Origin of the sequence: Arthrobacter sp. EPSL27 (assembly GCF_001512305.1) — a bacterium.
In the GTDB taxonomy this organism is placed as follows: Bacteria; Actinomycetota; Actinomycetes; order Actinomycetales; family Micrococcaceae; genus Arthrobacter.
In genome coordinates this window covers 80,284-92,732 of the sequence record NZ_LNUT01000001.1, presented here as the reverse complement: position 1 = coordinate 92,732, position 12,449 = coordinate 80,284, and the positions used below count along the sequence as shown (strand labels likewise).

Here is a 12,449-nt window from a genome sequence, read left to right as displayed (position 1 = left end):
CCCGAACTGATGACGTCCATCGGTCCGATTACAGGAGTGCTGCGGATCCGCTGCCGGCTGCGTGAGTCCCGCCGGGCACCGATCAGACCGCGCGCCAGGCATCATTCAACGACGTTGCCCTGAACTATTATTCTGCGCTTTCAAGCCCAAGGCCCCGGCAAAATGAAAATAACCACAGGGCAGCCTCAGAGATGGAGGAGGGCGATTAACAGCACCAGGATCACTCGAAAATTCGATTATCCCCATCACCAGTGCCGTCCGGAAGCCGCCAAGACGCTCATCAGGGAATCCAAATCCTCCAGACATTGGAGAGCTGGATAGGGTCAACTTTACAGTCGATGGAGCCCATCCGAGAAAGCGACTCATCTCAATAAAAAATATCCATTCGATTCACGCACATCTGGGAAACGATTCATACTGTGCCCGACCAGCACTATCGTGTCGACCGGACGCATAGTGAACTAATAGTTCGAGGAATCCAACATCATGATGGAACCTGGGACCACATTTTGTCAATAGAATTTTCGTACATGCGTGCGATTTGAGTAGCAAGCGATTGCTTGCGCATCATATGCGAATACTTGAGTTCAAAGTCAACGTTGAGGGCGTCCCTTTTACCGCACCTTTCCGCATATCGATCGCCGTACAGGTTGGAGATGACGTCTGCCGGACCCACCTTGCAGTCTTGTTCCAAAATTAGACGGTACTGCGTTCTCCAGTGGGAGCCTATTGTACGTTTCGGCTCGTTGACCCCTGCCATTCTGAGTTGTAATGCAAACCAACCGAGCAGACTTTTACGCATATATTGGTCGACAGAACGGATAGGAAAGTGACGTATCAGGGCAAACTCTTTCTCCGGTTTGATTGATACGCGGGGGCCATCTTTTTGGGACCAGTCTGTAATATGGTGGCTGCCGATGCCAATGCGGAATCGCCGGCACTTCACCGCATCATGGAAGATCATTGCTTTGTCGCTCTCCGGCTCACGGTCGGTTGTGGACATGACGTCAAAGAAAGACGCTCTAGGACTGTCCTCAACTTCACCGGCATACATGTACCCGATGCGTGGCACGTAATAAGCTGCTCCACTGCCGTGGGACTCCTCGAGCGAGATCATCACTTCGCGATCAAGTTCAAGGAACTCATCGGCATCCAGCAGGAACACGTACTCAAAGTCGTTCTGCTGAAACGATTTCCTGTACATAGCGGTTATTTTTGAGTTTTGTTTATACGCCGGATCATCGTCGGTCGTAATCGTGATCGGCAGCCCCTCGCCCTTTAGTGCCTTCAGAATATCAAGGGTACCGTCGGTGGATAAGTTGTCAGCAATGAACATGTGGTCGATTGACTTGAGGTTGTATCGAACAAAAGTTTCAATGATGTCTTCTTCGTTCTTGACCATAGTCAAACTAACTGTCTGCATTTTTACTCCGAACTCCATTTTAACAGCCAATCGACAGTTGTGTTCTACCTCCCTCCCGAATGGAAAAGCAGCCAATGCTCATCGCGACGATGAGCACCCGCACAACACACCTGGGTCATGGTACCAAGTAAGAGGCACGACGCCGGACAAGCCGGAAGTCTATTTACCGTGCCGTCGACTTCCTGGCGTCGACACAGCATCAGAGGCCAGTTGGGTATCGCACTCGAAGTGACTCGCTGGCTTCCGCGCCTATACAGGGCCTGATAGGCGGTCTCAGGCAAGATGTGCATTTCCGGTTGGCCCGAGACCGTAGCGCGTAGACGATTCCTGATCTTCCTGGGGCTCCAGCGTTGTTACAAGTGTTCGCGAACGAACTCCCGCAGCTCCAGATTGCCGGCGATCGTTGCGGTCCGCTGAATTGCGATCCCGCGGATGCTGCGCCGGGCATGCAACAGATCCGCGAACGTAATCCGTTCCGCCTGCGAAAGAAGTCGGGCGGAGATCACGGCCAGCGTTTGATGGAAATGGGAGCGTACTTCTTGATCTCCACGGACTTCAGAACCACCGTGTAGCCGTGCCGCCATCGGATACCGGAACTGCGGCTGGTAGCCATGATCCGATAGGCCTCAGAATGGCCCATTCCCTGTTTCATCAACTGATCATTGTGAGGTCATGCAACGCTCTTCGCAGGGCGCCCCGGCTCTTCCTCGCGCTTTTCCTATCTACCATTCGCAACTCCAATCACTCAAGTGTTGCAACGACCGGTAGACTCCCACAAGATCGACCCTCCCCGAGCAGAATCCTCGGACAGGTTCTGGACCGAGGCACGCCGTGGCCTTAGCTACACCTTGAGCCATCCCTTGATTCGCTCTTGATGATCTCGGCTGCGTTGGTCGAAGCCGCAAGCATGTTCGGCGGCGCCGGCAAAGTCATTTTTCGCCCAGCAAATCCTCAACATCCCCATGGCTTAATTCGTAATCTTTGGCGCACTGTCAGCAGCAGGGGGTCTGGTCACATTAATGAGAGCCACCCGCATCACACTGCGTTTCGGCGTCGGCCTAACCAAGTGTCAGCGATGGTCGAAAATTGAGCCTTTTCGTGGGTTGAAAAGTGAGCCATGTTGACGTTAGTCATTCTGCCTGATTTTCCGGTCGTGTCGAGGGCAGGGAGTCCGTGCGGGTGTGTTTGAGACGGTAGCTACTGCCCTTGAGGGTGACGACTTCGGCGTGGTGGACGATGCGGTCGATCATGGCCGAGGCGACGACTTGGTCTCCGAACACATCTCCCCAGCGGGCGAACGGCAGGTTCGAGGTCAGGATCAGCGAGGCGTGTTCGTAGCGCGATGAGACGAGCTGGGAGAACAGGTTCGCTGCGTCTTGTTCGAACGGGATGTAACCGACTTCGTCGAAAATGATCAGCCCGTTGCGGCGCAGCCGGACCAGTTCCTGTGGCAGCCGTCCGCTTTGGTGAGCGGCTTGAAGCCGGGCGACCCAGTCGATGGCTGTCGCGAACAGGACCCGGTGGCCCAGTTGGGCGGCGTGCAGCCCCAGCTATTAACACCAGCCCGGTCGCGAGGTGGGTTTTGCCGGTACCGGTCGGGCCGAGCAGGACGATGTTGGATGCTTCGGTGAGGAACGCGCCGGTGGCCAGGTGCGCGATCGTGTCGCGTTTGAGGCCGGGCTGGTGGTCGACGCTGAAGTCATCGAGTGATTTTCGGGCGGGGAGGCCGGCGGCCCGGGCACAGGATTCAGCTCCGGAGGGTTCCCTTGCGGGGACTTCCCGGGAGAGGACCGCAGCGAGGTATTTCTGATGGGACCAGCCCCCGTCGCGGGCCTGGTCTGCAAGCCTGGCCGCGGCTTCGCGGATCCGTGGTGCCTTCATCGCCCGGGAGTAGTACTAGATCTGGCCGGCGGTTTCCTTCGCTTCGGTCATCAGGCGACCTGCCCGTCATCAAGAACGACCCCGAACGCCCGGTCGTAGTCCGCCAGGTCCCGCAGCCGGCATTGTCCCCGGCAGGTGACGGGTTCTGGAAGGCTTTCCTCAGGGTCCGGGTGGCCTCGACGTGGTCCGGGTCGGTGATCGTATGGCCCGTGCCCCAGGACCGGGAGTGCCTTCTGACGCACCGCCCTTCGAGGCTGATGGTGACGGTTTCCAGGACAGCGGTGACATTGACGAACCTTCCAATCGCCTGCGGGTGCACGGAGTAGTCGTTGGATCCCATCCGGACGTAGTAGTCCCGCGGGAGCCGGACCCGCGTGGCGAATCCGGTTACGGGCGGAACAGGCGGGAGCGCCAGCGTGGCTTGTTTGTCCTGAGCGGGCAGCTCGGTGGGTCGGGCGCCGGTCGGCCGGACCAGCCGGGAGTTAGCTTTGGGCAGCCACTGGCCGAGCTGGGCGTTGAAGTCCTACGGTGAGGTGAAGGTCCGGCCGGGCAGGAAGGAGATTTCCAGGAACTGGTTGGTTCGCTCCACCATTCCCTTGCTCTCCGGGTCGTAGGGTTTGACCTGCACGATCCCGGTGGCGAGGACCCCGGCGAACGCCGCGACGCCGGCGGTGTCGCTGTTCCGCCGTCAGATGCCGGTCTCGTTGTCCCAGATCAGCCGCCGCGGAACCGCGCCGAGGGATCCGAGCAGCTCCCACATCCCGGCCAGCAGGTCCCCGGTCATCCGGGACGGGATCATCCGAGCCATGATGAATCGCGAATGCGGGGAAACCATCACCCACACCGGCAGGAGCCGGGGCTTGCCACCACCGATAGGTATCCGCACCTCGGGGAACCACAGGTCGCACTGTGCCTGGTCGCCGGGTTCGTAACTGCTCCGATCAGCAGGATCCGCCGGGGCATACTCCGGCCGGAACCTGGCCACGTTCTCCCTGAACCAGGCCGGAGATCCGGCCCAGCCCACACGCTCCGCCAGAACCGTCGCCGGCATCCGCGGGTTCTCCATCAGAAACGTCCGAATGGCTGGTTCCACGGCCTTGATCCCGCAGTCCTGCGGCGCCCGGACATATGTGGGCGGCCCGTCAGCCCTGACCGCTTTCGCAACGGTGTTCCGGGAAATACCCAGCCGTGCCGATATCGACCTCATCGATTCACCCTCGGCAAGATGCAACCGCCGAGTAAGCGCCCAATCCTCCACTGTGATCACCCACCCAATCGTTTGGAACAGGTGGCTCAGTTGTCGACCGGCACCGGCACCAAGATCGCCGCGAGCCTGCCTAGCGTCGGACCCGTCACCTTCGTTCCTGTGGCGCCGTTCCTGGGGTTGGGTCCGGTCGTATGGATTGGTCTCCCGGGATTTGGTTGGTTCTTCGTCGTCATTCTGTCCGGTCCGTCGGGGGCCGGCATCGTTCCCAGGCTCGTTCCGCTTGACCTCATGGGACGCGTCATGTCCACGTACCGGATCTTCACCCTGGGTGTAATGCCTGGGGCCGATATCAGCGGCGGAGTCCTGGCAATGGCACCCGGCGTCAGTCCCGCGCTTGGGGCGGGCGCTGGTTGCCGCTGCATCCACCCTCCCCATCGTTCCCTCACCGATTCGGTCCTGGACCGAATTTCCCGAGTCGCCCGACGTCCACTCACGAGACATCCTCGAATCTGCGGACTCCGTTGCGGCGCCTTAGTCCCACAACCCAGCTCCAAGACGGAAGACCGCCCACAGCCAGCGCGACCCGATTCGGTCACCATTCTCGCAGGGTGGGGCCGGTTTAAACTGCCCCTACGGGGCAAGAAAAACTTGACACAATCCCCTGTCGACGCCTGCCGTGCCCGGGAAAGAGATGATCATCCGCCACCTTATTTGCTCTATCGGACCAGTTCACCATGCGTTCCAACGACGCTTTCGAACTTGGCAATAGCGCTCGCCACATATTGATCCGCATCAAACCGGGCAGGTTGCACATTGCCGGTCAGATATGCGCGCATACCCCCTGCAAGGCCTTCAACAGAATTCGCCACGAGCAGTCCATGTTCTTCGCCCTGATGCGCAAGGACTCCCCTCGAACCGTCGATGTCCGTCGCAACAATCGGCATTCCTAGGACCATAGCTTCCAGCAGAACCATTGGCTGGCCTTCATGGTTCGACGAGAGGATGAAGCAGTCGCTTGCCTTCAAAATCGCGAATGGGTTGTCTTGCAGTCCGGCAAACAGGACAGACCGCTCCAGGTCGAGCTCGCGTGACAGCCTCCGCAGATCCCCGGCAAGCACCCCATCGCCAATCAGCACAAGTCGCGTGTCCGGTGCTTCATCTACAATTTGTCTGAACGCACGCAGCAATTTGGCGTGGTCCTTTTCCGGAGAGAGGCGTGCACTCATGGTGAAGACCGCGCCCTTGCCGGACATCCACTCCGCCAATGCAGGGTCGACGGGCTCGGAAGCCCGTGCAATAATGCGATCCGGGAGCACGACATTTGGCGTAAAACCGAATTTTTCATTCCGGATACCGAATCGATCCGACAGCTTTGAGGAATTAACCTCGCTGAGAGTCTCCGATACCGATATCACTCCGTCAAACTCACGGTATAGGGAAAACATTTCGCGCAAGTAAGGATACTTGGAACTGGACTCCGCCAGCATGTCGTTGTGCAGGAATACTTCACTCCTACTCGTACCGTCGCGGCCTCCGAGAAGGATCGAAGCCATAAAGGGTGAATAACCGTCAAATTCCACGAGCACATCAAAAGCAGCAGTGCCAAAAAGCCGCCGGAATTCTCTACTGTAAGAATTGAAGTAAATCTGCTTCTGCTCTTCCGTTGAAAAGCTGTGTAACCTGTTGAAGGTCGAAATTATCCATCGCTCCTCCACTGAGGCGACGTGTCGGCCCACCCGGCCGACGGTACGCACGTTCTCCGGAAGAGACTTGAAAGCGGCATGCCTTTGGGAGTCGTTGGAGACGCCCGCTGCATCGATGAGTAGCGTCATGGCGTGGCGGCCTGGATCCAGCGCCTGAAGCAGGTTGAGCAGGGAAGCGGTCATGCCGTTCGGGTTCATGCCGTGCCTGAAAAGCAAGGAGCTTTGCTTCTTGGGAAGCGGGACCTCATGGCTAGCGTCACCCTCAAAGTAGAAATCCACAGCTCGCCGGGCAGCGCGTCCATCTTCCGCCGGAGTGAACCGTTCCTGATTTGCAGCATAGGCCGGATGCGCGTGATTTGCCGTCAGAGCGCTTCTAATTCCACCGATGACCTCGTTGACAGTGCGGCATACGGGCCCCGGGAGGCTATCCAGATCGAAATATAGCCCCCGCTCCTCGGCGTATTCTTCGAGATCCGGCACGAAGAACACCATCGGGCGTCCGGTGGACATGTAGTCGAAGACCACGCTTGAGTAGTCCGTGATCAGTACGTCGACGACAGCTAGCAGGTCATTTGTGGTCAGCGTCCGGGGCACTACGGTGATCGATTTGTCGCTTCCGACCAGGAGGTCCTCGGTGTAATGGTGTGCACGCACCACCAAATGAAAGTCTGGAGCAACGGCAAGAGCTTCAATGTCCCGAGCCATGGCCTCCGCGTCGAGTACCTTGGCGTTCATGCTGCCCCGCCAAGTGGGTGCATACAATACGACGGGCTTGTGGTCCGCGGGATCAAGGCCTAGAAGGTCTAAAACTGCTTCCCTGCTCTCCGCCGAAGAATTTATCGTCTTATCGATCCGGGGGTACCCCGTAAGCCCAACGCGGCCGGTAAAGAGATGGTCGACGCCAAAGGCTCGTGTGAGCACATCCGTTGTGTGCGCATTCGAACTCAGAAGATGCGTGGCCTGAAGCAGATTTCGGGTGACATTCGCGTGCTCAAGCGCGGCCCCTTCAACGTCGGTGCCCATCTTCTTCAAGGGCGTGCCGTGCCAAGTGTTTAGATATGACTGACCGTCTTTACGAATGAAGTAGGAGGGAAAGGTTGAATTGTTGATGAGGTACTGGGCGGTGGCTAGATAGCGCCTATATAAATCTGACTGCTTTACTACGATGCGGACGTTCTCACGTCGCAGGAGGCTATCCGGCAACGGAACGTTGCCGTCTGCAACAGTCCAGACGTGGACGTAATCCGAGTATTTTGGATCATCCACGATGTTTTCGTAGATGGACAGCGGGTTGCAGTCGATGGATCCGCCGAGGTTGCTTTCATAGAGAACTGTGTTCTTCGTGATGGGCAAAGTTTCGTAGTATTCAACGTATTCAATGACAGTCTTGACGGCTGCGCTCTTCGAGTAACCCTGTTCACTGACACCATATGGCCGCGCGAAAATCCGGCTCGTGCGGAAAGCATCGCATGCTTTCTCGGCTTGACCGGACCGCGCGAGTGCGTGCCCGAGCCTGTTGTACCAAACAGGCCTGTGGTCGTTGCTGCGCAAGACCGCTTGGTGGTAAAGCTGAGCTGCACCCGACCAGTCCCCAAGCCTCTCGAAATCCATGCCGACGTCGAAGAAGGACTTTGCGTCCAGGCTGCACTTGACGGATCCGGCGAGTTGCCGCACCAAACCGAGAAGCCTGCCCCTGACCTCGGTTGGCGCTGACTCCGGTTCGTCGAATATTTGATCCAGCGGGGTCAGCCGCGCAGCCGCGATGTAGGATTCACTGGCTTCCTCGAAGCGACCCATCTCCTGAAGAACATAGGCTAGGCGGAAATGCCAATATGGTTTTCGTGTTTCGCTGACCCGTATAGCTGCAGCGTAAGACTCGGCAGCCCCCTGAAGATTCCTTAGCCGCTCCTGAGCAAATGCCAACCGATAGTGCCAATACGCTTCCTCCGGCCTCAGGGCTACCGCAGCACGATACGAAGAGACAGCATTGGACCACTTGTAGCCTCGGTCGCTGGTAAATCCATGGCGAAAGTGCAACTCAGCATCCAACGGTTTGTGCTTGAGTTGTTCCAAATAGGCTCCGGCGGCACTGTTCCAGTCCCTCAGGTCCTCCAAGAAGGCCCCGGGACCGAGCTGGGCGGCGTTAAGCTCTTCGTCGGCGGCCACGGCACGCGCAAACCATACTTGGGCAGAGGCGTGGTCTCGTTTGCCGGCGTGCGCCAAGCCCGTTTCGAACAACAGCCTGGCATCCTTGGGCTGCAACTGCGTCACTCGATCGAAGAGATCCGCAGCTTCCGCGAAACGTTCCATTTCGAAATAGGCCCGAGCCAGTTTAAGAAGCCATGCTGCGTCGTCCTGTTGGACAGATAGTCCGGATTCCAACGCCTCGACTTCCTGCCACCGAGCGGCACCTTGGGCGAGTTGTTTGCCCAAGGCCTTGTGGAACTTAACGTTGCTGGGATCCACATGCACTGCAGAACGCAGCGACTCCTGAGCCGCCACCTTTTCGCCCAAGGCCTGTTCGCATTGTGCTTTCCGGTAAAACCACTCAGCCCGCCTGGGATCCAACTCCGTGGCAAGTGCGTAGGACTGAAGGGCGTCGGCCCAGGACTTCTGACGTTCATGAATGAATCCAAGGCGGTAATGCCAGTTCGCGGCCTTCGGGTCCAGTTCTACCGCAGCGGAGATGTACTTCTGTGCAAGTACCAGGTCCTCGAGACTGAAGTGGGCATGGCCGAGTTTGTAGGCAATTTTCGCGTTCCTGGATCCCCCATGATCCCAGAGCATTTGGTAGACAGATGCGGCTGACTTCCAGTTGCCCCGTTTTTCAAGTTCGCGGCCACACCAGTAGCCAAATTGCCAACCAATCATTAATTTCCTCCATGCTGAATTACGGCCAAGCAGACACGCGGCCGAGCAGGGCCACTACAAGAGTTTACGTTGCCGTCCGTGTGGGCCCGACGATACAGCCACAGCCAGCCCGATCGCTAAGGCGAACACGCGGTTCCATGACGGTTCAGCGCGACACCTGTTCCGCGGGCCAGATCGCTTCTGTGACCCTGAGCGCAGCAGCACCGTCATCAAGTGCTGCATACGTTGATTTGAAGTGGCCATACGTTTTGGCCCGAGACCCGCTTGCTGACCTGATGGCGTCGCAAAGCTCGTCCGTATCCACGCACAAGGGCCCGGGAGCTTCGGCCTCCCAGTTGAGGTAAAAGCCCCGAATCTCGTCGCGATACTCACTGAGGTCGGGTACCAGGAAGTACATTGGCTTGTCGGTTACGCAGTAGTCGAAGGCTATCGATGAGTAATCTGTCACCAACAGATCCGAGGCAAGGATCAGATCGTTGACCTCCGGATACATTGACACGTCGATAAGGTTGGCCCCAACGCGGGTGGCCGAGCCACCGGCAACGTTGTGATGCCCACGAAGCAGGAAGACGTGTTCCGAGCCGAGCGACTCCCTTGCCCTGCCAAAATCCAGGTGGGCCACCAAAGCGTGGCGCCGAGATGCATCCTTGACATTGTCTCGCCAAGTTGGCGCATAGAGGACGACAATTTTATTTGGTGATATGCCCAAATCCCGGCGGATTTGCTGGGCCCGGCTTACCCGGTCCTCTGTTGCTAACGTGTCGTTGCGGGGATAGCCCAAAGTCAGGACGTCACCACCGTAGCCAAAGGCGTCCGCCAGTACATCCGCGGCAAAGCCGTTTTGTGCAATCATGACGTCCCACATCAGCGCTTCACGTTCCATCCGCCTTCGGTAAGACGCGGAGAGGTACCGGGTGGGGGCGTGCCGGGCCAGTTTTTTCAGCGGTGTGCCGTGCCACGTTTGCACATAGCGTTGACCTTCGGATTTCTGGAAATAGGCAGGGAAACTGTTGTTATTGACCACCGTTCCCGAGGTTTTCAGCCGTGTGAACCACTCACGGGAGCCGCGCAGGACGGGCACAGCGTAATCGGGGTACTCTACAGAGAAATCGGAAATCGACCAGAAAATGGGCACCGCAGGTGACCTAGCATGCAGGGCGTCCGAGAGGGCGCGTGGGCTGTCAGTGCAGCTTTTGCCCGCGAAGCTTTCAAAGAGGACGGCGTCCGTCAGTGCGCGATAAGCGGCTTTTCCGGCATACTCATCGCGAAGCCTGCGTTGATTGTACGTTCCGCGCTCCTCTGGTTGGAGCGGGGGCATGATCCTCACGGCAAGAGCTCCGGACGGAGCTTGGACTGCGCTGACCACGGCGTGTTGAAACCCGTGTTCAAGTGGAAGGATTGCGGACAATCCCCACATGGTCATTACCGGCTTCGAAAGCTGATCTGGGAGTTTTAGCCCTGTCCCATAACGAAGCGTGTAAGTGCCTGAAAGGGGAGCTGCAGCTTGCCTCCCCCACACGGTCTGTTTCAGCGCGAAAGTGAATCTTCGGCCATCCTGGCCGGTTGTAATGGCCGACGTCGGCCGAACGGTATTCCGGGCTGTTGCCAGTGCGACGTCGAAAGTCGCTAGGTCCTTCACCAGCGTTCGCGGGACGCGCACGCCCACGCTGAATTCTTCCCGCTCTGCGTCGAAAGTGATATCCGTAACGATCGGTTGCCGCAATGTGCGGTCGGCGGGGTTGTGGTCTAAACTCCGGGGAGGCAGATTCAGAACGTGCCGTCGTTCAACTACCTCGTGGGCGATAGCCAGAGTGACAACCACTTCGATTGAACCTGGGGTGGTTTCGCCGACATGATCTAGGCAGACGCGGCAAGTAAAGCCCGCCGCTGCATGGCTGGCATAAGCATCGTTGCCAAGCATGTCCAGATGCGGATCCTGTACCCGGCTGACCTCTATGCCGGGGAGATCCCGGGTGGGGCCCGTTACTCGGACACTGAGGTCTCCGGGGAAGGCTTCCGAATCGAGACCCAACACATACAAGTGCCCGCTAAGCAGGAGCGACCCGTCATTCGACCACCCGTCGCATCGCACGTGCGAAGCCGGCATCAAAGCGGCTGAATGAATTTCCAGCATCCTTTGAGGATGGCTCGTCGTCAACGCATCCAAGTAATCGAGCCGGGCAAAAAACGTGTTATCGCGGATTTGGACCTCAAACCCGGTCCCATTCTCGGTCCGGTAGCAGAGCACGGATTCGAAGTCTCCACGGGCTCCTTGCGCAGCGAGGGTGCAGAGGGTTTGCTCGTGAGGTCCGATATTCTTCAGCACTGTTGCCAAAAATTCGCTGTCCAGACATTGCATTGAGGAAATTATTCTAGCCAAGCCGGAGTGAAGTGCATCCCAGTAGTCCGGGCCAGCGTGAGGCACCACCTCGTAGTAGGGAACGAGGTCCGATCCGAGAACTCGCGTGAACCACGCTAGGAGGACGTCAGATCCGGCCTCGGACATTAGGAGCGCGCTGACGGAATCCACCACGCGCAGGCGGTCCGCCAAATCACGGATCGAGTTCTTGTTTTGCGTAATGGAAGATCCATCCGAACGAATCCGCCAGTGGTACACAGTGTCCTGAATAACGTCGAACGCCGTCGCCCTTACATACGCCCGGGCAGTCGTTTCCTGATCTTCATAGAGGACATTCTCCGGAATGGTCCCGACAGCAGAATCCCAGAAGTCCCTGCGGAACATCTTGTTCCACAGGAAGACGTCCGACAAGATTTCGGGGGCATCCCCCAACTGAATTGAGTGTTTCGTGCCTGCGTGAAGCTTGTCCATCATCTTCACACTAGATCGGCTTCGTCCCAGCAGCCGGTCAGACGAGCCTACGACGAACTGGGATGAGGTCTCCCGCAGCTTCGCGATCATGATGCTGTAGGCGTGAGGGGCCACGACATCGTCAGAATCCGCGAAGGTGATGAATTCTCCTGTGGCCCGTCCAAGTCCCACGTTTCGTGCACGGCCGTTACCTGCGTGGGCGACGTCAAGAATGTGAATCCTTCGGTCACGTCGGGCAAAATCCTCGACAATTGCCAATGAACCATCTGTGGACCCGTCATTGACGACGATGATCTCCAAGTACGGGTAGCTTTGCGAGACTATGCTCGCAAGGCAGTCGGCAAGATAGGGCTCGACATTGAACACGGGCACGACCACTGACAGCTGTCCCAGGTGCGCCTGGCGGCCCCGTATGAGGCGTCGGAGTCGTCCCTTGTCCGCAGGATGCAAGGCGCCGCTGAGTCGGGACGCCACCCGTCGTAGCCGGGGAGCTATCCCGGGCTGGTGGGGCCCTCCCACACGAATGGATCTCAT

General features: G+C 58.1%; 4 protein-coding genes and 2 pseudogenes. 1 reads left to right on the top strand and 5 read right to left on the bottom strand.

The window, feature by feature from the left end; genetic code table 11:
* Positions 1-484: 484 nt before the first annotated feature.
* Positions 485-1,441 (bottom strand): glycosyltransferase family 2 protein, encoded by a 957-nt coding sequence (locus AR539_RS00340; RefSeq protein ID WP_082699116.1) that lies wholly within the window; start codon positions 1,439-1,441, stop codon positions 485-487.
* A gap of 341 nt (positions 1,442-1,782) precedes the next feature.
* Here AR539_RS00340 and AR539_RS19230 point away from each other — a divergent pair, with 341 nt between their 5' ends.
* The gene (locus AR539_RS19230) at positions 1,783-1,995 is read left to right on the top strand and encodes a hypothetical protein (protein WP_157360878.1); all 213 of its coding nucleotides are present in this window, start codon (positions 1,783-1,785) and stop codon (positions 1,993-1,995) included.
* 558 nt (positions 1,996-2,553) lie between these two features.
* On the opposite strand, the pseudogene istB reads toward AR539_RS19230, so the two are convergent.
* The 4 genes and pseudogenes from istB to AR539_RS00325 form a co-directional block, all read right to left on the bottom strand.
* Positions 2,554-3,304, bottom strand: a pseudogene (istB, locus tag AR539_RS19875) (IS21-like element helper ATPase IstB).
* Between the two features lie 50 nt (positions 3,305-3,354).
* A pseudogene (gene istA, locus AR539_RS00335) lies at positions 3,355-4,562 on the bottom strand (IS21 family transposase).
* Between the two features lie 665 nt (positions 4,563-5,227).
* Positions 5,228-9,085, bottom strand: coding sequence for a CDP-glycerol glycerophosphotransferase family protein (locus AR539_RS00330; protein WP_082699115.1), 3,858 nt, complete (start codon positions 9,083-9,085; stop codon positions 5,228-5,230).
* Between the two features lie 145 nt (positions 9,086-9,230).
* Positions 9,231-12,449: a bifunctional glycosyltransferase/CDP-glycerol:glycerophosphate glycerophosphotransferase gene (locus tag AR539_RS00325; RefSeq protein WP_082699114.1), complete on the bottom strand. Its 3,219-nt coding sequence runs from the start codon at positions 12,447-12,449 to the stop codon at positions 9,231-9,233.

What these genes read in the sequence shown, in the direction of transcription:
- AR539_RS00325 (WP_082699114.1), bottom strand. Translation starts at nt 12,449, where the DNA reads ATGAGATCCATTCGTGTGGGAGGGCCCCACCAGCCCGGGATAGCTCCC.
- AR539_RS00340 (WP_082699116.1), bottom strand. Translation starts at nt 1,441, where the DNA reads ATGGAGTTCGGAGTAAAAATGCAGACAGTTAGTTTGACTATGGTCAAG.
- AR539_RS00330 (WP_082699115.1), bottom strand. Translation starts at nt 9,085, where the DNA reads ATGATTGGTTGGCAATTTGGCTACTGGTGTGGCCGCGAACTTGAAAAA.